Origin of the sequence: Citrobacter sp. CK195, assembly GCF_030333365.1 — a bacterium.
Classification (GTDB): domain Bacteria; phylum Pseudomonadota; class Gammaproteobacteria; order Enterobacterales; family Enterobacteriaceae; genus Citrobacter_B; species Citrobacter_B koseri.
This window is the reverse complement of the sequence record NZ_JAOWGB010000026.1, coordinates 354795-380342: the sequence shown is the minus strand read 5'-3', so window position 1 is coordinate 380342 and position 25548 is coordinate 354795. Positions and strand designations below refer to the sequence as shown.

24 protein-coding genes are annotated in these 25548 nt (G+C 55.4%); 21 read left to right on the top strand and 3 right to left on the bottom strand.

Annotation, left to right across the window (positions count from 1 at the left end; translation table 11 throughout):
- Positions 1-262: 262 nt before the first annotated feature.
- The 4 genes from OGX93_RS19300 to sixA all read left to right on the top strand — a co-directional run bounded on the left by OGX93_RS19300 (position 263) and on the right by sixA (position 4874).
- Positions 263-547: a YfcZ/YiiS family protein gene (locus OGX93_RS19300; protein ID WP_024130148.1), complete on the top strand. Its 285-nt coding sequence runs from the start codon at positions 263-265 to the stop codon at positions 545-547.
- A 177-nt stretch (positions 548-724) separates the two neighbouring features.
- Positions 725-2035, top strand: coding sequence for an acetyl-CoA C-acyltransferase FadI (gene fadI, locus OGX93_RS19295; RefSeq protein ID WP_286449224.1), 1311 nt, complete (start codon positions 725-727; stop codon positions 2033-2035).
- Positions 2035-4182 carry a fatty acid oxidation complex subunit alpha FadJ gene (gene fadJ, locus OGX93_RS19290; protein WP_286449223.1) on the top strand — a complete coding sequence of 716 codons (2148 nt, stop codon included), beginning with the start codon at positions 2035-2037 and terminating at the stop codon, positions 4180-4182. The genes fadI and fadJ overlap by 1 nt, the downstream gene beginning before the upstream one ends.
- Positions 4183-4388: 206 nt before the next feature.
- Positions 4389-4874, top strand: coding sequence for a phosphohistidine phosphatase SixA (gene sixA / locus OGX93_RS19285; protein ID WP_012131434.1), 486 nt, complete (start codon positions 4389-4391; stop codon positions 4872-4874).
- Positions 4875-4992: 118 nt separating this feature from the next.
- Here sixA and smrB read toward each other — a convergent pair whose 3' ends face one another.
- Positions 4993-5544, bottom strand: a complete 552-nt coding sequence (gene smrB / locus OGX93_RS19280) for an endonuclease SmrB (protein ID WP_012131437.1) — start codon at positions 5542-5544, stop codon at positions 4993-4995.
- A 165-nt stretch (positions 5545-5709) separates the two neighbouring features.
- Between smrB and prmB the strand changes: the two genes are divergently transcribed.
- Genes prmB through OGX93_RS19250 form a run of 6 tightly spaced genes read left to right on the top strand, consistent with a single transcriptional unit; the run spans position 5710 to position 10262 of the window.
- Complete coding sequence (gene prmB, locus OGX93_RS19275; RefSeq protein WP_012131438.1) at positions 5710-6642, top strand: 50S ribosomal protein L3 N(5)-glutamine methyltransferase; 933 nt, start codon at positions 5710-5712, stop codon at positions 6640-6642.
- Between the two features lie 38 nt (positions 6643-6680).
- Complete coding sequence (gene aroC, locus OGX93_RS19270) at positions 6681-7766, top strand: chorismate synthase (protein WP_012131439.1); 1086 nt, start codon at positions 6681-6683, stop codon at positions 7764-7766.
- A gap of 3 nt (positions 7767-7769) precedes the next feature.
- The gene (mepA, locus tag OGX93_RS19265) at positions 7770-8594 is read left to right on the top strand and encodes a penicillin-insensitive murein endopeptidase (RefSeq protein WP_112001875.1); all 825 of its coding nucleotides are present in this window, start codon (positions 7770-7772) and stop codon (positions 8592-8594) included.
- Positions 8594-9403, top strand: coding sequence for a sulfite exporter TauE/SafE family protein (locus OGX93_RS19260; RefSeq protein WP_012131441.1), 810 nt, complete (start codon positions 8594-8596; stop codon positions 9401-9403). The genes mepA and OGX93_RS19260 overlap by 1 nt, the downstream gene beginning before the upstream one ends.
- Positions 9403-9951 carry an elongation factor P hydroxylase gene (locus OGX93_RS19255; RefSeq protein WP_012131442.1) on the top strand — a complete coding sequence of 183 codons (549 nt, stop codon included), beginning with the start codon at positions 9403-9405 and terminating at the stop codon, positions 9949-9951. The genes OGX93_RS19260 and OGX93_RS19255 overlap by 1 nt, the downstream gene beginning before the upstream one ends.
- A gap of 32 nt (positions 9952-9983) precedes the next feature.
- Complete coding sequence (locus OGX93_RS19250) at positions 9984-10262, top strand: YfcL family protein (protein WP_071260202.1); 279 nt, start codon at positions 9984-9986, stop codon at positions 10260-10262.
- Positions 10263-10330: 68 nt separating this feature from the next.
- On the opposite strand, the gene mnmC is transcribed toward OGX93_RS19250, so the two are convergent.
- Entirely contained in the window at positions 10331-12331 is a 2001-nt protein-coding gene (gene mnmC / locus OGX93_RS19245) for a bifunctional tRNA (5-methylaminomethyl-2-thiouridine)(34)-methyltransferase MnmC2/FAD-dependent 5-carboxymethylaminomethyl-2-thiouridine(34) oxidoreductase MnmC1 (RefSeq protein ID WP_286449222.1), read from the bottom strand.
- A gap of 158 nt (positions 12332-12489) precedes the next feature.
- Here mnmC and fabB point away from each other — a divergent pair, with 158 nt between their 5' ends.
- On the top strand, positions 12490-13710 hold the full coding sequence (gene fabB / locus OGX93_RS19240) for a beta-ketoacyl-ACP synthase I (RefSeq protein ID WP_047462293.1): 1221 nt from the start codon (positions 12490-12492) through the stop codon (positions 13708-13710).
- Positions 13711-13984: 274 nt separating this feature from the next.
- Positions 13985-15163 carry an MFS transporter gene (locus tag OGX93_RS19235; protein WP_012131447.1) on the top strand — a complete coding sequence of 393 codons (1179 nt, stop codon included), beginning with the start codon at positions 13985-13987 and terminating at the stop codon, positions 15161-15163.
- Here the strand turns inward: OGX93_RS19235 and flk are convergent.
- Entirely contained in the window at positions 15160-16161 is a 1002-nt protein-coding gene (gene flk / locus OGX93_RS19230; protein WP_286449231.1) for a flagella biosynthesis regulator Flk, read from the bottom strand. The two genes, OGX93_RS19235 and flk, sit on opposite strands and share 4 nt — an antisense overlap.
- A gap of 102 nt (positions 16162-16263) precedes the next feature.
- Between flk and pdxB the strand changes: the two genes are divergently transcribed.
- The 9 genes from pdxB (at position 16264) to purF (ending at position 25527) form a co-directional block, all read left to right on the top strand.
- Positions 16264-17400, top strand: coding sequence for a 4-phosphoerythronate dehydrogenase PdxB (pdxB, locus tag OGX93_RS19225; RefSeq protein ID WP_286449220.1), 1137 nt, complete (start codon positions 16264-16266; stop codon positions 17398-17400).
- A gap of 61 nt (positions 17401-17461) precedes the next feature.
- Complete coding sequence (locus tag OGX93_RS19220) at positions 17462-18475, top strand: aspartate-semialdehyde dehydrogenase (RefSeq protein ID WP_012131450.1); 1014 nt, start codon at positions 17462-17464, stop codon at positions 18473-18475.
- Positions 18475-19287, top strand: a complete 813-nt coding sequence (gene truA / locus OGX93_RS19215) for a tRNA pseudouridine(38-40) synthase TruA (protein WP_012131451.1) — start codon at positions 18475-18477, stop codon at positions 19285-19287. Before OGX93_RS19220 ends, truA begins: the two co-directional genes overlap by 1 nt.
- Before the next feature lie 23 nt (positions 19288-19310).
- A complete protein-coding gene (locus OGX93_RS19210; protein ID WP_012131452.1) occupies positions 19311-19970 on the top strand; it encodes a DedA family protein in 660 nt (219 codons plus the stop codon).
- Positions 19971-20122: 152 nt separating this feature from the next.
- Positions 20123-21037, top strand: a complete 915-nt coding sequence (accD, locus tag OGX93_RS19205; protein ID WP_012131453.1) for an acetyl-CoA carboxylase, carboxyltransferase subunit beta — start codon at positions 20123-20125, stop codon at positions 21035-21037.
- Positions 21038-21229: 192 nt separating this feature from the next.
- On the top strand, positions 21230-22498 hold the full coding sequence (gene folC, locus OGX93_RS19200; protein WP_012131454.1) for a bifunctional tetrahydrofolate synthase/dihydrofolate synthase: 1269 nt from the start codon (positions 21230-21232) through the stop codon (positions 22496-22498).
- Positions 22488-23171 carry a cell division protein DedD gene (gene dedD / locus OGX93_RS19195; RefSeq protein ID WP_012131455.1) on the top strand — a complete coding sequence of 228 codons (684 nt, stop codon included), beginning with the start codon at positions 22488-22490 and terminating at the stop codon, positions 23169-23171. Before folC ends, dedD begins: the two co-directional genes overlap by 11 nt.
- A 314-nt stretch (positions 23172-23485) precedes the next feature.
- Positions 23486-23974: a colicin V production protein gene (gene cvpA, locus OGX93_RS19190; protein ID WP_012131456.1), complete on the top strand. Its 489-nt coding sequence runs from the start codon at positions 23486-23488 to the stop codon at positions 23972-23974.
- Positions 23975-24009: 35 nt separating this feature from the next.
- Complete coding sequence (purF, locus tag OGX93_RS19185; protein ID WP_012131457.1) at positions 24010-25527, top strand: amidophosphoribosyltransferase; 1518 nt, start codon at positions 24010-24012, stop codon at positions 25525-25527.
- Positions 25528-25548: the final 21 nt, after the last annotated feature.

The following is a 25548-nucleotide window of genomic DNA, read 5'->3' as shown; positions in this document are numbered from 1 at the left end:
TATAGGTCTGACCAGCTGGAATGTTGCAAGTATGTTTATAATATTTTTCAATTGTGATCGTAGAAACGCGATCCAGCTGGCAAATTTGAGGCCTGGCGCACTCACTCGATTGGGCGATTTTTGTTTTAGATCATTTTTAAGTGTGATTTCGGTCACTTATCCCATTTTGCGTCATTAACGACTGGAGAGCCTTTTTCCACGAGCGTAAAATATCCTCAATATTTATCTGGCACCTTGAGTGCAAATACAGAGGAAATCTACAATGAGTAAATGCAGTGCTGATGAAACCCCGGTTTGCTGCTGTATGGATGTTGGCACCATTATGGACAACTCCGATTGCACCGCGTCCTACAGCCGTGTGTTTGAAAACCGCGCGCAGGCCGAAGAAACGCTGGCGGCTCTGACAGAAAAAGCGCGTGGTGTGGAATCTGAACCTTGCCAGATTACATCCACCTTTACCGAAGAAGCTGAAGGCGTGCGTCTGGACATCGACTTTGTCTTCGCCTGCGAAGCTGAAACGCTGATCTTCCAGCTGGGTCTGCGTTAATCCCCTTCTTTGAATGCCCCTGTCAAATTCTGGCAGGGGCATTTTCGTAACCCTCTGTTACTATCCTCTGTGTCTTAGCTCTCACTTTCTGGCGTCTCCGCTTGGCGAAATGTAAAAAATTGGTTAAGACTGTGATCAGGTCAGACCACTTATTTTATTTTTTTACAGGGGAATGTTATGAGTCAGGCTTTACCACTGGTTACCCGCCAGGGCGATCGTATCGCCATTGTAAGCGGATTACGTACGCCGTTTGCTCGTCAGGCCACCGCTTTTCATGGCATTCCTGCTGTTGAGTTGGGAAAAATGGTTGTTGGGGAATTGCTGGCGTGCAGTGAAATACCTGCCGAGGTTATTGAGCAACTGGTTTTTGGCCAGGTGGTGCAAATGCCTGAAGCTCCCAACATCGCCCGGGAAATTGTGCTGGGTACGGGGATGAATGTTCACACCGATGCCTACAGCGTAAGCCGGGCGTGCGCGACCAGTTTTCAGGCGGTAGCGAATGTTGCGGAAAGCCTGATGGCGGGGACGATTCGCGCGGGGATTGCTGGCGGCGCGGACTCCTCTTCCGTGTTACCCATTGGCGTCAGCAAAAAGCTGGCGCGTATACTGGTGGACGTCAATAAAGCCCGCACGACCGGGCAAAAACTCAAACTCTTTTCCCGCCTGCGTCTGCGAGACCTGATGCCTGTTCCGCCCGCGGTCGCTGAATATTCCACCGGGCTGCGGATGGGCGATACGGCCGAGCAAATGGCGAAAACCTATGGCATTACGCGTGAGCAGCAGGATGCGCTGGCGCATCGTTCTCATCAACGAGCCGCGCAGGCCTGGGCTGAAGGTAAACTGGCGGATGAGGTGATGACGACATATGCGCCGCCGTATAAAGAGCCTTTCTCTGAAGACAATAATATTCGTGGCAACTCTACTCTGGCTGATTATGCGAAGCTGCGCCCCGCGTTTGATCGACAACACGGGACGGTCACGGCGGCGAACAGTACACCGCTGACGGATGGCGCGGCAGCCGTCATCCTGATGACGGAGTCTCGCGCTAAAGAACTTGGCCTGGCGCCGTTGGGCTATCTGCGTAGCTATGCGTTTACCGCAATTGACGTCTGGCAGGACATGCTGCTGGGCCCGGCCTGGTCGACGCCGCTGGCGCTGGAGCGGGCCGGATTAACGCTGGCCGATCTCTCGTTAATTGATATGCATGAAGCCTTTGCCGCCCAGACGCTGGCTAACATTCAACTGCTTGGCAGCGAGCGTTTTGCCCGCGACGTGCTGGGCAGGGCGCATGCGACCGGAGAAGTGGATGACAGTAAGTTTAACGTCCTCGGCGGGTCGATTGCCTATGGACATCCGTTTGCCGCAACGGGGGCGCGGATGATCACGCAAACCCTGCATGAGCTACGCCGTCGGGGAGGCGGTTTTGGCCTGGTGACCGCGTGCGCAGCGGGAGGTTTAGGGGCGGCAATGGTTCTGGAGGCGGAATAATGGACATGACATCGGCTTTCACGCTTAACGTGCGTCTGGATAACGTCGCGGTCGTCTCTATTGATGTCCCCGGTGAGAAAATGAATACCCTGAAGGCGGAGTTCGCGACGCAGGTTCGCGCCATCCTGAAACAGATTCGGGAAAACAAGGCGCTGCGCGGTGTGGTTTTTATTTCTGCGAAGCCGGATAACTTTATCGCGGGGGCGGATATCAACATGATCGGCAACTGCAAAAGCGTGCAGGAAGCTGAAACGCTGGCGCGTCAGGGCCAGCAGATAATGGCTGAAATTCAGGCGCTGTCTGTTCCGGTTGTCGCCGCCATTCACGGCGCGTGTCTCGGCGGTGGGTTAGAGATGGCGCTGGCTTGCCATCGGCGCATTTGTACTGATGATGCGAAAACCGTGCTGGGCCTGCCGGAAGTGCAACTGGGGCTGCTGCCAGGGTCTGGCGGTACGCAGCGATTACCGCGCCTGGTTGGGGTGAGTACGGCGCTGGACATGATCCTCACCGGTAAGCAGTTACGGCCAAAACAAGCGCTCAGGGTTGGTCTGGTGGATGAGGTCGTGCCGCACGCCATCTTGCTTGAGGCCGCCGTGGAACTGGCGATTAAAGGGCGTTCCGCTCAGCGGAATTTACCGGTGCGTGAACGTATTCTGGCGGGGCCGCTTGGGCGCACGCTGCTGTTTCGCATGGTCAGTAAAAAAACCGGGCAGAAAACGCAGGGTAATTACCCGGCGACAGAGCGAATCCTTGAGGTGATTGAAACCGGGCTGGCGCAGGGAAGCAGCAGCGGATACGACGCGGAAGCGCGGGCGTTTGGCGAGCTGGCGATGACGCCGCAGTCGCAGGCGTTGCGGAATATCTTTTTTGCCAGTACCGAAGTGAAAAAAGATCCGGGGAGCGATGCGCAGCCTGGCCCGTTAGCCAGCGTAGGCGTGCTGGGCGGAGGTCTGATGGGCGGCGGTATTGCTTACGTGACGGCCTGTAAAGGCGGCTTGCCGGTTCGCATCAAAGATATTAATGCCAAAGGCATCAACCACGCGCTGAAGTACAGCTGGGATCAGCTTGAAACCAAAGTTCGCCGCCGCCATATCAAAGCGGGCGAACGCGACAAACAGCTGGCGCTAATCTCCGGCTCAACGGATTACCGCGGCTTCTCGCATCGGGATCTGGTTATTGAAGCGGTGTTTGAAGATCTGGCGTTAAAACAGCAGATGGTGGCGGAAGTCGAGCAAAACTGCGCTCCTCACACCATTTTTGCCTCCAACACCTCATCTTTACCCATCGGCGACATCGCGGCTAACGCGGCCAGGCCTGAGCAGGTGATTGGTTTGCACTTCTTTAGCCCGGTAGAAAAAATGCCGTTGGTGGAGGTCATTCCTCATGCGACAACCTCTGCGCAGACGATCGCCACGACCGTTAAGCTGGCGAAAAAACAGGGCAAAACGCCGATTGTGGTCAGCGATAAAGCCGGGTTCTACGTTAATCGTATTCTTGCCCCGTATATCAACGAAGCAATACGGCTGCTGACCGAAGGTGAACGCGTCGAAGCGATCGACGCCGCGCTGGTCAAGTTTGGTTTTCCGGTCGGGCCAATCCAACTTTTGGATGAGGTTGGCATCGATACAGGCACTAAAATTATACCTGTACTGGAAGCCGCTTACGGCGAACGTTTTAGCGCGCCTGCAAACGTTGTTGCCTCAATTTTGAATGACGATCGCAAAGGCAGAAAAAATGGTCGCGGTTTCTATCTTTATGGCGTGAAAGGGCGTAAAAGCAAAAAACAGGTCGACCCTGCAATTTATAGGCTTATTGGTACGCAAGGGCAGAGCCGACTTTCTGCGCAGCAAATGGCTGAGCGGTGCGTGATGTTAATGCTCAATGAAGCGGCGCGCTGCTTTGATGAGAAGGTGATCCGCAGCGCGCGTGATGGCGACATCGGCGCGGTATTTGGTATTGGTTTTCCGCCGTTTCTTGGCGGCCCGTTCCGTTATATGGACACTCTCGGCGCGGGTGAAGTGGTTGCGGTTCTGCAACGACTGGCTACGCAGTATGGCGACCGGTTTACCCCGTGCGAGCGCTTATTGCGGATGGCTGAACGCGGTGAACGTTTCTGGAACAGTGGGGAAACAGACCTGAAGGAATAAGGTCATATCAGGACGAGACCGCACCGAATGACTGTGTGGTGGTCAATTTGTAAACAAAGATTGACTATACTTACGCCATTGAGGTAAAAAACAGCGTTTCATTCGGTGAATGGATAAGGCACAATGCCGGCCACCGCATTTTTATCATACCCGTCAGGGTTTTTGCTAAGAATGTGGGTGATTCTGGTTAACAAAAGCGGTGCAATATGCAAGTTTTTATCATGCGTCACGGCGACGCGGCCCTCGATGCCGCCAGTGATTCGGTTCGTCCCTTAACCTCGTGTGGTTGTGACGAATCCCGCCTTATGGCGAACTGGCTGAAAGGTCAAAAAGTGGATATCGAACGTGTTCTGGTGAGCCCGTTTCTACGAGCCGAACAAACGTTGGATGTGGTAGGGGAATGTATGAACCTGCCTGGCAATGTGGACGTTTTGCCGGAGCTTACTCCTTGCGGCGATGTCGGTATGGTCAGCGCCTGGTTGCAGACGCTGGCGAATGAAGGCGTCGCATCGGTGTTAGTGATCTCTCACCTGCCTTTGGTGGGATATCTGGTGTCTGAACTCTGTCCTGGCGAGACGCCGCCAATGTTCACCACATCTGCGATTGCCAGCGTAACGCTTGATGAAAGCGGCAAAGGGGTTTTCAACTGGCAGATGAGCCCGTGTAATCTGAAAATGGCAAAGGCGATTTAACGTTATTATCGTCGGTTGGATACTGTGCCTGATGGCGCTTCGCTTATCAGGCCTACATCCTGCACTGACTCCGTAGGCCGGATAAGGCGCTTGCGCCGCCATCCGGCAACCGACATTGTCAGGGAAGCTCCGGCGGCAACCACTCTTCTACTTCAATCAATACCAACAGCGCAGCGTCCCCGCCGTACTCTTTTGGCGCCTGATGGAAGGCCATAACGTGCGGATGTTGCGCCAGCCATAACGGCGTTTGTTGCTTAAGAATATGCTTTCCGTGGCCGTGCATCACACAGGCGCAAAAGACATGCTCGCGGCGACAGGCGGCAATCAGCGCCCCTAGCTCTTGCTTGGCCTGCTGTTGCGTCAGACCGTGCAAATCCAGGAACAACTCCGGCGAATAGTCGCCCCGACGCATTTTCTTCAGCTCGAAATGGCTGACGTCGGCACGTACATATTTCACCGGGCCGTCGGTATTCAATAACGGTTGAAATTCATCGGAGAAATAGTGGCTGGCATCAGCCTGCTCCTGTATCAGACGTTTGACCGGGACTTCTGTGATTTTTTTACGTTGCGGTCGGTGGACAATGGTGTCCTGCTTAATCTGGCGGGTGCCGGTCATTAACTGCCGGAACAACGCCTGGTCCTCCTCGCTGAGCGATGTTTTCTTTTTCATTCGAACGTCTCATCTTTTATTTTGCGTTAGTTTACCCGACTCAGGGGACATTCGTTCAGCCAAAACGCAATTTTCACGCTCTGGCGCCGCGTGAGTGCTGATTTATCGCCGTCTTCGTGGCAAACTAGCCGCCGAATTTAATGCGAGCATGCCCTGGAGGAATACGTGGATAAAATTTTCGTCGATGAAGCAGTGAGTGAGCTGCATACCATTCAGGACATGTTGCGCTGGGCGGTAAGCCGGTTTAGCGCGGCGAATATCTGGTATGGTCACGGTACGGACAACCCGTGGGATGAGGCCGTACAGCTGGTACTGCCGTCACTTTATCTACCGCTGGATATTCCAGAAGACATGCGCACCGCGCGCCTGACGTCCAGCGAACGTCACCGCATTGTTGAACGGGTCATTCGTCGTGTCAACGAGCGTATTCCGGTGGCCTACCTGACCAATAAAGCCTGGTTCTGCGGCCATGAATTCTATGTTGATGAACGCGTATTAGTGCCACGTTCGCCGATTGGCGAGCTGATCAACAACCGCTTCGCGGGGCTTATCAGCGAGCAGCCGCACCACATTCTGGATATGTGTACCGGCAGCGGATGTATCGCTATCGCCTGTGCTTATGCTTTCCCGGAGGCGGAAGTGGATGCCGTTGATATCTCCAGCGACGCGTTAGCCGTAACCGAACACAACATTGAAGAGCACGGTCTGCTCAACCATGTCACGCCGATTCGCTCCGATCTGTTCCGCGATCTGCCGAAAGTGCAGTATGACCTGATTGTGACGAACCCGCCGTACGTTGATGCGGAAGATATGTCCGATCTGCCGAATGAATATCGTCATGAACCTGAACTGGGCCTGGCGTCCGGCACTGACGGTTTAAAACTGACCCGCCGTATTTTGGGCAACGCGCCGGACTACTTGTCCGATGACGGTATTCTGATTTGTGAAGTCGGAAACAGCATGGTACATCTGATAGAACAATATCCCGATGTACCGTTTACCTGGCTGGAGTTCGATAACGGCGGCGACGGTGTCTTTATGCTGACGAAAGCGCAGCTCATTGCGGCTCGCGAGCATTTCAGCATCTATAAAGATTAATCAACGGTCAACAACACAACAACGATAACGGAGCCGTGATGGCAGGAAATACACTTGGACAACTCTTTCGCGTAACGACTTTTGGTGAATCACACGGGCTGGCGCTCGGTTGTATCGTTGATGGCGTTCCGCCGGGCATTCCGCTAACGGAAGCCGACCTGCAACACGATCTCGACAGACGCCGTCCGGGAACCTCGCGTTACACGACCCAGCGTCGTGAACCGGACCAGGTGAAAATTCTCTCCGGTGTCTTTGAAGGCGTGACGACGGGCACCAGCATTGGCCTGTTGATTGAAAATACCGATCAGCGTTCACAAGATTACAGCGCCATTAAGGACGTTTTCCGCCCGGGCCATGCCGACTATACCTACGAGCAGAAATACGGTCTGCGCGATTACCGTGGCGGCGGTCGTTCTTCCGCTCGTGAAACGGCGATGCGCGTCGCGGCTGGCGCGATTGCTAAAAAATATCTGGCGGAGAAACACGGCATCGTCATTCAGGGGTGTCTGACCCAGATGGGCGATATTCCGCTTGAAATCAAAGACTGGCAGCAGGTTGAACAAAACCCGTTTTTCTGTCCTGATCCAGATAAAATCGACGCGCTGGATGAACTGATGCGCGCCCTGAAGAAAGAGGGCGATTCGATTGGGGCAAAAGTGACCGTCGTGGCAAACGGCGTTCCGGCAGGGCTTGGTGAACCGGTCTTTGACCGTCTGGATGCGGACATCGCTCATGCGCTGATGAGCATCAACGCGGTAAAAGGCGTGGAGATTGGCGATGGGTTTGATGTGGTCGCGTTGCGAGGCAGCCAGAATCGCGATGAAATTACCAAAGAGGGCTTCCTGAGCAACCATGCGGGCGGTATTCTCGGCGGTATCAGCAGCGGGCAACAAATTGTTGCACATATGGCGCTGAAACCCACTTCCAGTATTACGGTGCCGGGACGTACGATTAACCGCTTTGGTGAAGAAGTCGAGATGATCACCAAAGGGCGTCACGATCCCTGCGTTGGGATCCGCGCCGTGCCGATCGCTGAGGCCATGCTGGCGATCGTGCTGATGGATCACCTTCTGCGTCAGCGCGCGCAAAATGCGGATGTAAAGACTGATATTCCACGCTGGTAATCAATGAAAAAAACGGCACTCGCGTTGCTGGCTCTTCTGGTCAGCAGCGTCAGCCTGGCGGCGACGCCCTGGCAGAAAATTACGCATCCTGTTCCCGGAAGTGCGCAATCCATCGGCGGCTTTTCGAATGGCTGCATTGTTGGGGCAGACACGCTTCCCGTGCAGTCCGAACACTATCAGGTGATGCGTACCGATCAGCGCCGCTATTTTGGTCATCCCGATCTCGTGATGTTTATTCAACGACTGAGCACTCAGGTCAGCAATCTTGGGTTTGGAACGGTGTTGATCGGCGATATGGGGATGCCTGCGGGCGGGCGGTTCAACGGCGGACATGCCAGCCACCAGACCGGGCTCGATGTCGATATTTTTCTGCAACTGCCGAAAACACGCTGGACGCAGGCGCAGCTACTGCGACCTCAGGCAATTGACCTGGTCTCCCGCGACGGCAAACATGTGGTGCCTTCGCTGTGGAAGCCGGAAATTTCCAGCCTGATAAAACTGGCGGCGGAAGATAACGACGTCACGCGTATTTTTGTTAATCCTGCCATTAAACAGCAGCTATGCCTGGATGCCGGAACCGATCGTGACTGGTTGCGTAAAGTGCGACCCTGGTTCCAGCATCGTGCGCATATGCATGTACGATTACGTTGCCCTGCCGACAGCCTGGAGTGCGAAGATCAGCCTTTGCCTCCGCCTGGCGATGGATGCGGCGCAGAACTACAAAGTTGGTTTGAACCTCCTGAACCTGGAACAACAAAGCCTGAGAAGAAGACACCGCCACCGTTGCCGCCTTCCTGCCAGGCGCTACTGGATGAGCATGTACTCTAATGGACAATTTTTTAAATCTGTTTATGGTGTCCCCGCTGTTATTGATTGTTCTTTTTTTCGTGGCAATGCTGGCTGGATTTATTGATTCGCTGGCGGGGGGAGGCGGCTTATTAACGATCCCTGCATTAATGGCGGCAGGCATGTCGCCAGCACAGGCGCTGGCGACCAATAAATTGCAGGCCTGCGGCGGCTCACTCTCCGCGTCAATCTATTTCATTCGTCGCAAAGTGGTCAATCTTGCCGATCAGAAACTCAATATTCTGATGACGTTCATTGGCTCAATGAGCGGCGCGTTACTGGTGCAATATGTCCAGGCGAGCATTTTGCGGCAGATTTTACCGGTGCTGGTTATTTGTATTGGCCTTTACTTCCTGTTGATGCCGAAACTCGGCGAAGAGGATCGTCAGCGTCGGCTTTATGGTCTGCCTTTCGCGCTGGTCGCCGGGGGCTGCGTCGGATTCTACGATGGCTTCTTCGGCCCGGCTGCCGGATCGTTTTACGCGCTGGCGTTTGTGACGCTGTGCGGGTACAACCTGGCGAAATCCACCGCCCATGCCAAAGTGTTGAATGCCACCTCGAATATTGGCGGCCTGTTGCTGTTCGCTATTGGCGGTAAAGTCATTTGGGCGACAGGTTTCGTGATGCTGATTGGCCAGTTTCTGGGCGCTCGTATGGGCTCGCGACTGGTGTTAAGCAAAGGACAGAAGCTCATTCGCCCGATGATTGTCATCGTCTCTGCGGTGATGAGCGCCAAACTACTTTATGATAACCACGGACAGGAGATTCTCCACTTGCTGGGGATGAACTAATGAACAGTACGCATCATTACCAACAGCTAATTGATATTTTTAACGGCTGCTTTGCCGACGATTTTAATACCCGTCTGATTAAAGGCGATGACGAACCGGTCTATCTTCCTGCTGATGCGGACGTGCCGTACCACCGGATTGTTTTTGCGCACGGCTTTTACGCCAGCGCGCTGCATGAGATTTCGCACTGGTGTATTGCCGGAAAGGCGCGTCGTGAGCTGGTGGATTTTGGTTACTGGTATTGCCCGGATGGGCGTGATGCGCAAACCCAAAGCCAGTTTGAAGACGTGGAAGTGAAACCGCAGGCCTTTGACTGGTTGTTTTGCGTGGCGGCGGGTTATCCGTTTAACGTCAGTTGCGACAACCTGGAAGGGGACTTCGAACCGGATCGCGTGGTATTTCAGCGCCGGGTTCATGCCCAGGTGATGGAGTACCTGGAAAAAGGCATTCCTGAACGCCCGGCCCGGTTTATTAAAGCGTTACAGAATTATTATCACACGCCTGACATTACGGCGGAACAGTTCCCGTGGCCGGAAGCACTCAACTGAGGCCGACGCCACGTTTACAATGAGGAAAGAAGATGATCGCGGAGTTTGAATCACGCATTCTGGCATTAATCGACGATATGGTAGAGCACGCAAGCGATGACGAGCTGTTTGCCAGCGGATATCTGCGTGGCCACCTGACGTTAGCAGTTGCAGAACTGGAAGGCGGTGATGACCATTCCGCAGAAGCGGTGTATGCCAACGTCACCAGCAGCCTGGAAAAAGCGATTGGCGCAGGCGAGTTGTCGCCGCGTGACCAGGCGTTAGTGAAAGAGATGTGGGATAACCTGTTCCAGAAGGCCATTGACGCGTAGGCCGGATGCGTCGCCATCCGGCATTTTCACCTTGCCGGGTGGCGTTAACGTTCATCCAACGGATGGACTTATTTCACCGCTTTTCCCTTCAATAACTTCCGTACCCACAGGCGATTCGGGTTTAACGCCGCCAGCGTGTCAGCATCCATCGGAATGGGCTCTTCACTCATTTGCGCCGCGAGAATTTCCGCGCAGAGCGGGGCTGAACACAACCCGCGCGATCCGAGCGCTCCCAGCATAAACAAATCAGGATAAACCGGCGCGCGTTCGGCGGCGTCTTTCTGTCTGGCAAGGGCGGCGTATTGTGCGAGCGTTGCATCATAGTCCGGCACATTTCCGACCATCGGCAGATGATCGCGCGTGGCGCAGCGTACGCCACAGCGCGCCGCTTTTTCGCTGATATCAACCTCTTTTGCCCATGCGGCATCCGGGAAGCAGTCGATCAAGCGCTGGCGATTCTGCTGCTGATCGTCTTCACGATAGGCAGTTTCCTCACTGCCGCGATGGTAACTGGCGCCAATGCAGTGCTGATGAGTGGCAGGGTTTTGCGGCGTGAGGTATCCGTCGTAGCACAGCACCTGGCGTAATGCGGAAAGCGCAGGCGTCGTCGGGATATGGCTCACCTGACCGGCCACCGAATAGACCGGTAACGGAAGCGTCTGGTCAACGTGGTTAATCTGATGCCCGTTTGCCAGCACGACCACCTCATGTTCAACTGCCTTACCCTCTGCAAATTGCAACTGCCAGCCTGTGGCCTGGCGCGAAAGGGCGGTGAGCGTGTGTGTATAATGCCTCCGCAGCCCTTGTGTGGCCGCTAGCGCCAGCAGCGCAGCGGTTAACTGTGCTGGGCACAGCCAGCCGCCAGCCGGATATGTTATTCCGCGACAGTGTGTCGCCACGCCTGTTTCCTGCTGCGCCTGGTCTGGATCTACAGCCACTGCGAGCGCATCGGGCAACGCCAGCGACAGCATCTGATTGATTTTGTGCTGGCTCTTTTCGTCCCAACCCAGTTGCGTGACGCCGCACCAGTCATGGTCGAAAGTCACCGGCAGCACGTCATACAGACGCCGCGCGAACGTAAACGCGCTCGGGAAAAAGAGGTTAATCGCCGCATCGTGTTTGCTGAGCAGGGGATAAAGCGCCCCCTGACGATTGCCGGATGCGCCTTGCGCGGGCTGCTCATCTGAACAATAGAGCGTTACCTGCCAGCCGCGGCGCAGAAGCGCCAGCGACAGCAGCGCGCTGGCGATGCCACCGCCGATGATTGCGACGTCTCGTTTGGCGCTGCCGCTGCGGGTGAACCACGGCGTCGGGGAGGGGGACGTCAGCGCGTGCGCCATGACGCCGCAAAGCATTTCACGCTTGCGGCCAAAACCTTTGCGTTTTTGCATCGTGAACCCTGCCTCCTGCAACCCCCGGCGCACGAATCCCGCAGAGGTAAACGTCGCCAGCGTTCCGCCGGGGCGAGCCAGTCGCGCCATGGTGGAAAACAGATTCTGCGTCCACATGTCAGGGTTTTTCGCAGGGGCAAAACCATCCAGAAACCAGGCGTCCACTTTCTGGTTCAGGGATTCATCCAGTTTCCCCGTCAGTTCATTAATATCGCCGAACCAGAGATCCAGCGTCACGCGACCGTCATCAAGAATCAGGCGATGGCACCCGGCCAGCGGCAGCGGCCACTGTGCGTGTAGCTGCTGTGCCCAGGGGGCAAGCTCTGGCCAGTGTTGATGGGCTAAAGCGAGGTCGGCCTGCGTCAGGGGAAATTTTTCAAAACTGATAAAATGTAATCTTTGTAGCGTAGCCTCAGGGTGAGCGTCGCGAAACTGCGAGAACGCCTGCCAGAGCGTCAGGAAGTTAAGGCCAGTGCCGAAACCGCTCTCTGCCACCACGAATAATGGGCGAGGGTGCAGAGGAAAACGCTCCTCAAGCTGATTGCCGCCGAGAAAAACATAACGCGTCTCTTCCAGCCCATTATCATTGGAAAAGTAGACGTCATCGAAATCTCGGGAAACAGGTGTACCCTCAGCGTTGAATTCAAGGTTGGCAGGTTGTATAGCGTATTGTTTCACGTAAGTTACTCGTCTGACAGGCAGTGTCACGATCTTAGCGATGTGCGCCCGGAGGCGCAAATTTCCATATTAATTGGCTGATCGGACTTGTTCGGCGTACAAGTGTACGCTATTGTGCGAGTCGAATCTTAAAATAGTGCGACTTACAGAGGTATTGAATGAAACGTGCAGTGATTACTGGCCTGGGCATCGTTTCCAGCATCGGTAATAACCAGCAGGAAGTCCTGGCATCTCTGCGTGAAGGACGTTCAGGGATCACTTTCTCTCAGGAGCTGAAGGACTCCGGCATGCGTAGCCATGTTTGGGGTAACGTCAAACTGGATACCACTGGCCTCATTGACCGCAAAGTAGTGCGCTTTATGAGCGACGCATCCATCTATGCTTACCTTTCTATGGAGCAGGCGATTGCTGATGCGGGTCTCTCTGTAGAAACTTACCAGAATAACCCGCGCGTTGGCCTGATTGCAGGTTCCGGCGGCGGCTCCCCGAAATTCCAGGTCTTTGGCGCAGATGCCATGCGTAGCCCGCGTGGTCTGAAAGCCGTTGGCCCGTATGTAGTGACCAAAGCGATGGCCTCCGGCGTTTCTGCCTGCCTCGCTACGCCGTTTAAAATCCACGGCGTGAACTACTCCATCAGCTCTGCTTGCGCGACCTCTGCACACTGCATCGGCAACGCGGTTGAACAGATTCAACTGGGCAAACAGGACATCGTCTTTGCCGGCGGCGGTGAAGAGCTGTGCTGGGAAATGGCGTGTGAATTCGACGCGATGGGTGCTCTGTCCACCAAATACAACGACGATCCGTCTAAAGCTTCCCGTACCTATGATGCGAACCGTGATGGTTTCGTTATCGCGGGCGGCGGCGGTATGGTTGTGGTTGAAGAACTGGAACACGCTCTGGCGCGCGGCGCGCACATCTATGCAGAAATCGTCGGTTATGGCGCAACGTCCGATGGCGCTGACATGGTTGCACCGTCAGGCGAAGGCGCAGTGCGCTGCATGCAGATGGCGATGCACGGCGTTGACACTCCGATTGACTACCTGAACTCCCACGGTACGTCTACGCCGGTAGGCGACGTGAAAGAGCTGGGCGCAATTCGTGAAGTCTTTGGCGATAAGAGCCCGGCTATCTCCGCGACCAAAGCGATGACCGGTCACTCTCTGGGTGCGGCTGGCGTGCAGGAAGCTATCTATTCGCTGCTGATGCTGGAACACGGCTTTATCGCGCCGAGCATCAACATTGAAGAGATGGACGAGCAAGCGGCAGGTCTGAACATCGTAACCGAAGCCACCGATCGCGAGCTGACGACCGTTATGTCCAACAGCTTCGGCTTTGGCGGCACCAACGCGACGCTGGTTATGCGTAAGCTGAAAGCGTAAATCTGAAGACGTTGGGCGGATAAGGCGTTTACGCCGCTATCCGACATCAACGTTTGCCTGATGGCGCTTCGCTTATCAGGCCTACAGGGGAGCCGATAATGGCTCCCTTTTTATTGCATTGACAACAACCTGATTTTACAGGCAAACTCCACCTTCAACATTATCCCCATGATAATGCGTAAGCGTTTAACGTTATCCAACGCACCTTAATCCTGATGGTCAGGTGGAGGGGGCGTGGCATTTCCTCGCCTTACTCTGCATTCTGGAGTAACGCATGACAGCTGTATCCCAAAAAGAAAAAACACCTTCTGCGAATTTTTCGCTTTTTCGTATCGCTTTTGCGGTTTTTCTGACCTATATGACGGTCGGTTTACCGTTACCTGTAATCCCTCTTTTTGTTCACCATGAGCTGGGCTATGGCAACACGATGGTCGGCATCGCGGTGGGCATTCAATTCCTTGCAACGGTATTGACCCGTGGTTACGCCGGGCGACTTGCCGATCAATATGGCGCCAAACGTTCCGCGCTACAGGGGATGTTGGCCTGCGCGCTGGCGGGGGGCGCGTGGCTGTTGGCGGCGTTGTTACCTGTTTCTGTACCTGTAAAATTCGCGTTGCTGATCGTCGGGCGACTGATCCTGGGTTTTGGCGAAAGCCAGCTACTGACCGGAACTCTGACCTGGGGGATGGGGCTGGTAGGGCCTTCGCGCTCCGGTAAAGTGATGTCGTGGAACGGCATGGCGATTTACGGCGCGCTGGCTGCCGGTGCGCCGCTTGGTTTACTGATTCACAGCCATTACGGTTTTGCGGCGCTGGCAGGAACGACAATGGCGCTGCCGCTGCTGGCCTGGGCATTTAATGGCACCGTGCGTAAAGTACCTGCGCACGCGGGCGAACGTCCGTCGCTGTGGAGCGTCGTCGGCCTCATCTGGAAGCCGGGCCTGGGGCTGGCGCTACAGGGGGTTGGCTTCGCCGTTATCGGCACCTTTATTTCACTCTATTTCGCCAGTAAAGGCTGGGCGATGGCCGGTTTTACGTTGACCGCGTTTGGCGGCGCTTTCGTGCTGATGCGCGTGCTGTTTGGCTGGATGCCGGATCGCTTTGGCGGTGTGAAGGTGGCGGTTGCGTCCCTGTTGGTCGAAACGGCAGGGCTGGTGCTGCTTTGGCTGGCGCCTGTGGCCTGGATTGCGCTATTGGGCGCGGCGTTAACCGGGGCAGGGTGCTCGCTCATCTTCCCGGCGCTGGGCGTTGAAGTGGTGAAGCGCGTACCTTCTCAGGTACGCGGTACGGCACTTGGCGGCTATGCCGCGTTTCAGGACATCTCCTACGGCGTTACCGGCCCGCTGGCCGGGCTGTTAGCCACCTCGTGCGGCTACTCTTCCGTGTTCCTCGCCGGGGCGATCTCTGCCGTCGTGGGGATTGTGGTGACGCTGCTGTCGTTTCGCCGGGGTTAAGACACCAGCCAGAACAGAATGAAGGCAACCGCCAGTGCGATAAAGATCAGCCCCGGTCGCGCCGTTACGGATTTGATGGTTTCAATCAGCGGGGCGAACGGGCTGTATATCGGCTGAATGTGATGCGGCTCGGTTAACTCTCTTTCGCGCGCAACGCGGCGCAGAAAGACCTGGTTCAGCAGATCCTGAACCTGAGCGGTTGTCAGAATTGTATGCGGCAACGTCTGATATGTCTGCTGGGCGTAATCTCTTAACGCCGTGAATTCATTCGGCTCCAGCGGCAGTTTTAGCGCCGCCTGTAGCGTCTGTAGGGTAGGCGCGCTCTGGTTGCTGAGGGTCTGACGCGCTTGCAGCCAGGTGACCAGGTGCGTGAACTGTTTTGCAGGGATCAGCTCGCCGCTTTTCACACCGGAAAGTTCCAGCATGGACTGCCAGATAAGTTTGCCCGATTCGCCCGTCGCGGCGGCCAGCTTCGTCACCAGTTGGTTGAGCGTATTATGTTCGGCAGGCAATAACGGTCTGTCGGTTGGCGGACGTTGTTGAGGCTGAGGAATGGAAAGTTGCCCCTGTTGCAGTAGCGTCAGCACATTCTTTAACTGCTCGGGCGTTAACTGGCTGAGCGCCGTCTGACCGTACTGTTGGCGAATAAAATCGCTGACGGCCTGGCGGTTGTTCCCCTGGCTCAATAATTCCGTCAACTGCGAGAGCACCTGACGATTCGCGTGGTTCTGCTGAGCGACGCTCAGGCGTTGCGTGAGATTTTGTTCTGCGGCGGGGAAGTGGCGCGACAGCAACGGCGTGTCGCTTTTTACGCCCAGATCGTGTTTCATTCCGGCCCAGACTTCCGCGCTTTGCTGTTGCGTCAGCGAAATCAGACGCGTAATCAGGCGTTCCAACACCGTGCGCTGCTGGGTGGATAGCGGCTGTTCTCCGGCAACGGAAGGCGCAGTCTGACCTTCACCGGGAGGGCGTGCGGGAGTACCGGAAATGGGTTGCATCATCACTTATCCTTAAACCATAAATCTTAGCAAAGTATGCCTGGCGGCCAGATTATGGCACACTTGCCCGGTTAACTCTCGTTCTCAAACAGGTACGCAGACGTGAAAATCCTCGTTGATGAAAATATGCCTTATGCCCGCGAATTATTTAGCCGTCTGGGCGAGGTCAAAGCGGTTCCCGGTCGCCCCATTCCCGTTGCAGAACTTGATGATGCGGATGCGTTAATGGTGCGTTCAGTCACCAAAGTGAATGAAGCGCTGCTTGGGGGGAAATCCATCAAATTTGTCGGTACCGCAACCGCCGGGACCGATCATGTGGATGAGGCGTGGCTTAAGCAGGCTGGCGTGGGGTTTTCAGCGGCGCCTGGCTGCAATGCTATCGCTGTTGTTGAATATGTTTTTTCCGCTTTACTGATGCTGGCGGAGCGTGACGGTTTTGCTTTAAGCGACCGCACCGTGGGGATTGTCGGCGTAGGTAATGTTGGCGCTCGCTTGCAGGCGAGGCTGGAAGCGTTGGGCATTCGCACTTTGCTGTGCGATCCGCCGCGTGCGGACCGGGGCGATGAAGGTGATTTCCGCTCGCTGGATGAGCTGGTCCAGGAAGCGGATATTCTGACGTTCCACACGCCGTTGTATAAAGAGGGGCCTTACAAGACGCTGCACCTGGCGGATGAGGCGCTGATCGGGCGGCTGAAGCCGGGGACGATTCTGATTAACGCCTGTCGCGGCCCGGTGGTGGATAACACCGCGCTGCTGGCGCGCCTGAATGCCGGGCAGTCGCTGAGCGTGGTGCTTGATGTCTGGGAAGGGGAGCCCGATCTCAACGTGGCGCTGCTGGAAAAAATTGATATCGGCACATCGCACATTGCCGGTTATACCCTGGAAGGGAAGGCGCGCGGCACCACGCAGGTCTTTGAAGCCTATAGTACGTTTATCGGACGGGCGCAAAAAGTGGCGCTGGATACGCTGCTACCCGCGCCGGAGTTTGGGCGTATTACGCTGCATGGCCCGCTGGATCAGCCGACACTGAAAAGGCTGGCGCATTTGGTGTATGATGTGCGCCGCGATGATGCGCCACTGCGTAAAGTCGCCGGAATTCCGGGCGAGTTTGATAAGCTGCGTAAGAATTACCTTGAGCGCCGTGAATGGTCTTCCTTGTACGTGATGTGCGACGATGTCAGTGCCGCCACGCTGCTGCATAAGCTCGGTTTCAACGCCGTTCATCATCCGGCCCATTAACATTCTTTTTGTCGCTCCCTGCATAGCGCGGGGAGCTTTGCTATTTCTGGAGTAAACCACCATGTCTGAAGGCTGGAACATTGCCATCCTGGGCGCAACAGGCGCCGTAGGCGAAGCCCTGCTCGAAACGCTGGCTGAACGTCAGTTCCCGGTCGGTGAGATTTATGCGCTGGCGCGTAATGAAAGTGCGGGCGAACATCTGCGCTATAGCGGCAAGTCTGTCATTGTGCAGGATGTCGCTGATTTTGACTGGACGCAGGCGCAGCTGGCGTTTTTTGTCGCTGGCGCTGAAGCCTCTGCCGCATGGGTTGAGGAAGCCACCAATGCGGGCTGTCTGGTGATCGACAGCAGCGGCCTGTTTGCCCTGGAACCGGATGTGCCATTAGTGGTGCCGGAAGTGAACCCGTCTGTGCTGGCCGATTACCGCAACCGCAATGTGATCGCCGTAGCCAACAGTCTGACCAGCCAGTTGCTGGCCTCGCTGAAGCCGTTGATTGATGAAGGCGGTCTGTCGCGCATTAGCGTCACCAGCCTGCTTTCCGCTTCGGCACACGGGAAAAAAGCGGTGGATGCGCTGGCCGGTCAGAGCGCGAAACTGCTCAACGGTATCCCTATCGACGAAGATGATTTCTTTGGTCGCCAACTGGCGTTTAACATGCTGCCGCTCCTGCCGGACAGTGAAGGCAGCGTGCGCGAAGAGCGCCGTATCGTTGACGAAGTGCGTAAGATTTTGCAGGACGACGGGCTGATGATTTCCGCCAGTTGCATTCAGTCGCCGGTATTTTATGGCCATGCGCAAATGGTCAGTTTTGAAGCGCTGCGCCCGCTGGCGGCGGAAGAGGCGCGCGATGCCTTTTCTCGCGGCGAAGATATTGTGCTGTCTGAAGAGACTGACTTCCCGACTCAGGTGGGCGATGCGTCAGGCAATCCGCAGCTTTCTGTCGGCTGTGTGCGTAACGACTATGGCATGCCGGAGCAGGTTCAGTTCTGGTCGGTGGCCGATAACGTTCGCTTTGGCGGCGCGCTGATGGCGGTCAAAACCGCGGAAAAACTGGTACAGGAGTACCTGTACTGATGTCAGCAGTGGAACAACCGCCAGTTTATAAAATTGCGCTGGGCATTGAGTACGACGGCAGCAAATATTATGGCTGGCAACGCCAGAACGAAGTGCGTAGCGTTCAGGAAAAGCTGGAAAAAGCGCTTTCTCAGGTTGCCAACGAACCTGTTAACGTGTTTTGCGCCGGGCGGACAGATGCTGGCGTACACGGAACGGGGCAGGTGGTGCATTTTGAAACCACCGCGTTGCGTAAAGACGCGGCATGGACGCTGGGTGTAAATGCGAATTTACCTGGTGACATCGCGGTTCGTTGGGTTAAAGCTGTACCTGAGGATTTTCACGCCCGGTTTAGCGCAACGGCTCGCCGTTATCGCTACATCATCTACAATCATCGGTTGCGCCCGGCGATTTTAGGTCATGGGGTTACGCACTTTTATGAGCCGCTGGACGCGGAACGTATGCACCGGGCGGCGCAGTGTCTGATTGGTGAAAATGATTTTACCTCGTTTCGCGCGGTACAGTGCCAGTCGCGTACGCCGTGGCGAAACGTGATGCACATTAACGTGACGCGTCACGGTGCATATGTGGTGGTCGATATCAAAGCCAATGCCTTTGTACATCATATGGTCAGGAATATTGTCGGTAGCCTGATGGAAGTAGGCGCCCACAACCAGCCGGAGAGCTGGATAGCAGAGTTGCTGGCGGCGAAGGACAGGCGGCTTTCAGCAGCAACGGCGAAAGCGGAAGGGTTGTACCTGGTTGCGGTTGATTACCCGGAACGGTTTGACCTTCCCAAAACGCCACTGGGCCCGCTGTTTCTGGCGGACTAATTTGAGTCGTATAAGGCATCAATATGGACCTGATTTATTTTCTGATTGATTTTATCCTGCACATTGACGTGCACCTGGCGGAGCTGGTCGCGGAATACGGCGTCTGGGTATATGCCATTCTGTTCCTGATCCTGTTTTGTGAAACCGGACTGGTGGTGACGCCGTTTCTGCCGGGGGATTCGTTGCTGTTTGTGGCGGGCGCGTTGGCGTCGCTGGAAACCAACGATCTCAACGTACATATTATGGTGATGTTAATGCTGATCGCCGCGATTGTCGGCGACGCGGTGAACTACACGATCGGCAGATTGTTTGGCGAACGGTTATTCAGTAACCCGAATTCAAAAATTTTCCGTCGCAGTTACCTTGATAAGACTCACCAGTTTTATGAAAAGCATGGCGGAAAAACCATTATTCTGGCCCGTTTTGTCCCGATTGTCAGAACCTTTGCGCCGTTTGTTGCGGGTATGGGACATATGTCTTATCGCCATTTTGCCGCGTATAACGTCATTGGCGCGCTTTTATGGGTGCTGCTCTTCACATATGCGGGGTATTTCTTCGGTACGATCCCTATGATTCAGGATAACCTTAAGTTACTGATCGTAGGGATTATTGTGGTGTCGATATTGCCAGGCGTGGTTGAAATCATTCGCCATAAGCGCGCTGCGTCGCGTGCCGCAAAATAGAAAGTAACTCAGCGGTTCGACCACTTTTTTATCCAAAGTTTCGGGCTGTTATGTTTTAATGTGCAACATTCATAGTCTGTTGGGGGCAAAAATGGCATTATGCGCTCCTGATAACAAAGCTGACGACTAAGGTTCAGGCAGAAAGGTCACTAATGAGCTGGATTGAACGAATTAAAAGCAACATTACTCCCACCCGCAAGGCAAGCATTCCTGAAGGGGTGTGGACCAAGTGTGATAGCTGCGGTCAGGTTTTATACCGTGCTGAGCTGGAACGTAATCTTGAGGTCTGTCCGAAGTGTGACCATCATATGCGCATGTCGGCGCGCAATCGCCTGCATAGCCTGTTAGATGAAGGAAGCCTTGTGGAACTGGGCAGCGAACTTGAGCCGAAAGATGTGCTGAAGTTCCGCGACTCCAAGAAGTATAAAGATCGTCTGGCTTCCGCACAGAAGGAAACCGGCGAGAAAGACGCGCTGGTGGTGATGAAAGGTACGCTCCACGATATGCCGATTGTCGCGGCGGCGTTTGAGTTCTCCTTTATGGGCGGTTCTATGGGGTCTGTGGTCGGCGCGCGTTTTGTCCGTGCCGTTGAGCAGGCGCTGGAAGATAACTGCCCGCTGATCTGCTTCTCCGCTTCCGGCGGCGCGCGTATGCAGGAAGCGCTGATGTCGCTGATGCAGATGGCGAAAACCTCCGCTGCACTGGCGAAAATGCAGGAGCGTGGTCTGCCGTATATCTCCGTGTTGACCGATCCGACAATGGGCGGCGTTTCCGCAAGTTTTGCGATGCTCGGCGATCTCAACATTGCAGAACCGAAAGCGTTAATCGGTTTTGCGGGCCCGCGTGTTATTGAACAAACCGTACGTGAGAAACTGCCGCCGGGATTCCAGCGCAGTGAGTTTCTGATTGAAAAAGGCGCTATCGATATGATCGTCCGCCGCCCGGAAATGCGCCTGAAACTGGCAAGCGTTCTGGCGAAGCTGATGAATCTTCCGGCGCCGAACCCGGATGCGCCGCGCGAAGGCGAGGTGGTGCCGCCGGTACCCGATCAGGAACCCGAGGCCTGATAATTTACTCTATGGATTTCGAGTTGCAGGAAGGCGGCAAGAGAGCGAATCCCGATGAGCTTGCACAGGCAAGTGATTCGGGTGAGCGAGAGCAGCCAACACACCTGCAGCTTGAAAGACGACGAGTACAAAAGGGCAGGGCCAGCTGGCGCTGCCTTTTGCTTTTCTCAACGTAATAAATTTACAGGCATCATGGACAATAAACGCATTCCCCAAGCCGCGTCGCCCCTGGCAGCGTGGCTTTCTTATCTGGAAAACCTGCACAGTAAAACTATCGATTTGGGTCTGGAACGCGTAAGCCGGGTTGCGGCGCGTCTGGGCGTGCTGAAACCCGCGCCGTTTGTCTTTACGGTGGCGGGCACTAACGGTAAAGGAACAACCTGCCGCACGCTGGAGTCTGTGCTGACGGCGGCGGGCTATAAAGTGGGCGTTTACAGTTCTCCGCATCTGGTGCGCTATACCGAACGCGTTCGCGTGCAGGGGAACGAGTTGCCGGAGTCTGCTCATACCGCCTCGTTCGCCGAGATTGAGGCCGCGCGCGAAGACATTTCTCTGACCTACTTTGAATATGGCACGCTGTCGGCGCTGTGGCTGTTTAAGCAGGCTCAGCTTGACGTGGTGATTCTGGAAGTCGGGCTGGGCGGACGTCTGGACGCGACCAATATTGTTGATGCGGATGTTGCGGTAGTGACCAGCATTGCGTTGGATCATACCGACTGGCTGGGGCCGGATCGCGAAAGTATCGGGCGTGAGAAGGCGGGGATCTTCCGGGCGGAAAAACCGGCTATCGTCGGCGAACCGGAAATGCCGTATACCATCGCCGATGTGGCGCAGGAAACCGGGGCGCAGTTACAGCGTCGCGGCGTGGACTGGCATTATGATGTGACGGGCGACGGCTGGTCGTTTACGGACGGCGAAGGTACGCTGGCGAATCTTCCGCTGCCGCAGGTGCCTCAGCCTAACGCCGCCACCGCGCTGGCGGCACTGCGCGCCAGCGGGCTGAACATCAGCGAGCAGGCGATTCGTGACGGTATTGCCCGGGCGATTTTGCCCGGTCGTTTCCAGATAGTGAGCGAATCGCCACGGGTGATTCTGGATGTCGCACATAATCCCCATGCTGCGGAATATCTGACAGAACGCCTGAAAATGTTGCCGAAAAACGGGCGTATACTTGCCGTTATCGGTATGCTACATGATAAAGATATCGCAGGGACGTTAGCCTGGCTGAAAAGCGTGGTCGACGACTGGTATTGCGCGCCGCTGGAAGGGCCGCGCGGCGCGACGGCGGAGCAATTGCTGGAACATCTGGGCAAAGGCACTGTCTATGACAGTGTCGCGCTGGCGTGGCATGCAGCGCTGGCAGAGGCGAAACCAGAAGATACCGTGCTGGTGTGTGGATCATTTCACACGGTTGCACATGTCATGGAAGTGATGGACGCGGGGAGAAGCGGTGGCGAGTAAGTTTCAGAATCGTTTAGTTGGCACAATCGTGCTGGTCGCTCTCGGGGTGATTGTGCTTCCCGGGTTGCTCGACGGGCAGAAAAAACACTATCAGGATGAGTTTGCGGCGATCCCGCTGGTGCCAAAACCTGGCGATCGCGATGAGCCTGATATGATGCCAGCCGCAACACAGGCGTTGCCGACCCAGCCGCCTGAAGGCGCTGCTGAGGAGGTGCGTGCCGGAGATGCGGCAGCGCCGTCTCTGGACCCTTCCCGTTTTGCTGCGGAAAACAACGCCAGTTTCGATCCTGTCCCCGCACCTGTTGAGCCGCCGAAGCCGAAACCGGTTGAAAAGCCGAAACCACAGCCGAAGCCGCAGCAACCGGTAGCGGCAACGCCGACACCGGCGCCTGAGCCGAAACCTGCTGCTGAAGAAAAACCCGCGCCAACGGGTAAAGCGTACGTTGTGCAGTTGGGGGCGTTGAAAAATGCCGATAAGGTCAATGAGATAGTGGGTAAACTTCGTGGCGCGGGCTTCCGGGTATATACTTCTCCGTCAACGCCGGTACAGGGTAAAATAACCCGTATCCTCGTCGGGCCTGACGCCTCAAGAGACAAGCTGAAAAATTCTCTTGGCGAGTTACAGCAGATCTCCGGTTTGAGTGGCGTGGTGATGGGTTACAGCCCGAACTAAGCCACCGCTGCCTGATGGCGACGCTGCGCGTCTTATCAGGCCTACGATGTACTGTTTTCCAGGCCGGATAAGGTGCTTGCCCGCCATCCGCGCGGAGTTCAGCCAGGCCTACGGTGTACTGTTTTGTAGGCCGGATAAGGTGCTTGCACCGCCATCCGGCAATGCCCGAAGAGGCAAAAAGTTTGATGGCGTTGAATATTTTTTCAGCGCCATTTTTATTTACGCACGGGAAGGAAATCCCTACGCAAACGTTTTCTTTTTCTGTTAGAATGCGCCCCGAACAGGACGACAGGGCGTAAAATCGTGGGACACATATGGTCTGGATTGATTACGCCATTATCGCGGTGATTGGTTTTTCCTGTCTGGTTAGCCTGATCCGTGGCTTTGTTCGTGAAGCGTTATCGTTGGTGACATGGGGTTGTGCTTTCTTTGTCGCCAGCCATTACTACACTTACCTGTCTGTCTGGTTTACGGGCTTTGAAGACGAACTGGTTCGAAATGGGATTGCTATCGCGATACTGTTTATCGCGACGCTTATCGTCGGCGCTATCGTGAACTTTGTGATAGGTCAGCTGGTGGAGAAAACCGGCCTGTCGGGTACTGACAGGGTGTTGGGGATCTGTTTTGGCGCGCTGCGAGGAGCGTTAATCGTCGCTGCCATTCTGTTCTTTCTCGATACGTTTACCGGCCTGTCGAAAAGCGAAGACTGGAGCAAGTCGCAGCTTATCCCGCAGTTCAGTTTCATCATCAGATGGTTCTTTGACTATCTGCAAAGCTCGTCAAGTTTCTTGCCCAGAACGTAACGGTTCTGAGATGTGGCTTAACGAGGAAAAGACGTATGTGCGGTATTGTCGGTATCGCCGGTGTTATGCCGGTAAACCAGTCGATTTATGACGCGTTAACGGTGCTCCAGCATCGTGGTCAGGATGCCGCTGGCATCATCACCATTGATGCCAACAACTGCTTCCGCTTGCGTAAGGCAAACGGACTGGTGAGCGATGTTTTTGAAGCTCGCCATATGCAGCGTATGCAGGGCAATATGGGCATCGGGCATGTGCGTTACCCAACGGCTGGCAGCTCCAGCGCCTCCGAAGCTCAACCTTTTTACGTCAACTCGCCGTATGGCATCACGCTTGCTCATAACGGCAACCTGACCAACGCGCATGAGCTGCGTAAAAAGCTGTTTGAAGAAAAACGTCGTCACATCAACACCACGTCAGATTCTGAAATCCTGCTCAATATTTTTGCCAGCGAGCTGGATAACTTCCGTCATTACCCGCTGGAAGCCGATAACATCTTTGCCGCCATTGCCGCGACCAACCGGCAGATTCGCGGCGCGTATGCCTGTGTGGCGATGATTATCGGGCACGGTATGGTGGCTTTCCGCGATCCGAACGGCATCCGCCCGCTGGTGCTGGGCAAGCGCGACATTGGCGATGGTCGCACTGAATATATGGTTGCGTCCGAAAGCGTGGCGCTTGATACGCTGGGCTTCGAATTCCTGCGCGATGTGGCGCCGGGCGAAGCGGTGTACATCACCGAAAAAGGCCAGTTGTTTACCCGCCAGTGCGCGGATAACCCGGTCAGCAATCCGTGCCTGTTCGAATACGTCTACTTTGCGCGCCCGGACTCGTTCATCGATAAAATTTCCGTCTACAGCGCCCGCGTGAATATGGGGACGAAGCTGGGCGAAAAAATTGCACGTGAATGGGAAGATCTGGATATCGACGTGGTGATCCCGATTCCAGAAACCTCCTGCGATATCGCGCTGGAAATCGCCCGCATTCTGGGTAAGCCGTACCGCCAGGGCTTTGTGAAAAACCGCTACGTTGGCCGGACGTTTATCATGCCGGGCCAGCAGTTGCGCCGTAAGTCCGTGCGTCGCAAGCTGAACGCCAACCGCGCTGAATTCCGCGATAAGAACGTCCTGCTGGTGGATGACTCCATCGTGCGCGGCACCACCTCTGAACAGATTATTGAGATGGCCCGTGAAGCCGGCGCGAAGAAGGTCTATCTGGCTTCTGCGGCGCCGGAAATTCGCTTCCCGAACGTTTACGGTATCGATATGCCGACGGCAAATGAGCTGATTGCTCACGGTCGTGAAGTGGATGAAATTCGCCAGATCATCGGTGCCGATGGGCTTATTTTCCAGGATCTGGACGATCTGATTGAAGCTGTTCGCGCTGAGAACCCGGATATTCAGCAGTTTGAATGTTCGGTCTTTAACGGCGTGTATGTCACGAAAGACGTTGACCAGCAGTATCTCGATTATCTGGATTCCCTGCGTAATGACGACGTCAAAGCGATGCAGCGTCAGAACGAAGTGGAAAACCTGGAAATGCATAACGAAGGTTAATCTCTCCTCCCGGCAAGGGCG

What these genes read in the sequence shown, in the direction of transcription:
- accD (WP_012131453.1), top strand. Translation starts at nt 20,123, where the DNA reads ATGAGCTGGATTGAACGAATTAAAAGCAACATTACTCCCACCCGCAAG.
- folC (WP_012131454.1), top strand. Translation starts at nt 21,230, where the DNA reads ATGGACAATAAACGCATTCCCCAAGCCGCGTCGCCCCTGGCAGCGTGG.
- OGX93_RS19210 (WP_012131452.1), top strand. Translation starts at nt 19,311, where the DNA reads ATGGACCTGATTTATTTTCTGATTGATTTTATCCTGCACATTGACGTG.
- sixA (WP_012131434.1), top strand. Translation starts at nt 4,389, where the DNA reads ATGCAAGTTTTTATCATGCGTCACGGCGACGCGGCCCTCGATGCCGCC.
- OGX93_RS19250 (WP_071260202.1), top strand. Translation starts at nt 9,984, where the DNA reads ATGATCGCGGAGTTTGAATCACGCATTCTGGCATTAATCGACGATATG.
- truA (WP_012131451.1), top strand. Translation starts at nt 18,475, where the DNA reads ATGTCAGCAGTGGAACAACCGCCAGTTTATAAAATTGCGCTGGGCATT.
- mepA (WP_112001875.1), top strand. Translation starts at nt 7,770, where the DNA reads ATGAAAAAAACGGCACTCGCGTTGCTGGCTCTTCTGGTCAGCAGCGTC.
- OGX93_RS19300 (WP_024130148.1), top strand. Translation starts at nt 263, where the DNA reads ATGAGTAAATGCAGTGCTGATGAAACCCCGGTTTGCTGCTGTATGGAT.
- fabB (WP_047462293.1), top strand. Translation starts at nt 12,490, where the DNA reads ATGAAACGTGCAGTGATTACTGGCCTGGGCATCGTTTCCAGCATCGGT.
- cvpA (WP_012131456.1), top strand. Translation starts at nt 23,486, where the DNA reads ATGGTCTGGATTGATTACGCCATTATCGCGGTGATTGGTTTTTCCTGT.
- purF (WP_012131457.1), top strand. Translation starts at nt 24,010, where the DNA reads ATGTGCGGTATTGTCGGTATCGCCGGTGTTATGCCGGTAAACCAGTCG.
- OGX93_RS19260 (WP_012131441.1), top strand. Translation starts at nt 8,594, where the DNA reads ATGGACAATTTTTTAAATCTGTTTATGGTGTCCCCGCTGTTATTGATT.
- aroC (WP_012131439.1), top strand. Translation starts at nt 6,681, where the DNA reads ATGGCAGGAAATACACTTGGACAACTCTTTCGCGTAACGACTTTTGGT.
- smrB (WP_012131437.1), bottom strand. Translation starts at nt 5,544, where the DNA reads ATGAAAAAGAAAACATCGCTCAGCGAGGAGGACCAGGCGTTGTTCCGG.
- flk (WP_286449231.1), bottom strand. Translation starts at nt 16,161, where the DNA reads ATGCAACCCATTTCCGGTACTCCCGCACGCCCTCCCGGTGAAGGTCAG.
- fadI (WP_286449224.1), top strand. Translation starts at nt 725, where the DNA reads ATGAGTCAGGCTTTACCACTGGTTACCCGCCAGGGCGATCGTATCGCC.
- OGX93_RS19220 (WP_012131450.1), top strand. Translation starts at nt 17,462, where the DNA reads ATGTCTGAAGGCTGGAACATTGCCATCCTGGGCGCAACAGGCGCCGTA.
- OGX93_RS19235 (WP_012131447.1), top strand. Translation starts at nt 13,985, where the DNA reads ATGACAGCTGTATCCCAAAAAGAAAAAACACCTTCTGCGAATTTTTCG.
- OGX93_RS19255 (WP_012131442.1), top strand. Translation starts at nt 9,403, where the DNA reads ATGAACAGTACGCATCATTACCAACAGCTAATTGATATTTTTAACGGC.
- fadJ (WP_286449223.1), top strand. Translation starts at nt 2,035, where the DNA reads ATGGACATGACATCGGCTTTCACGCTTAACGTGCGTCTGGATAACGTC.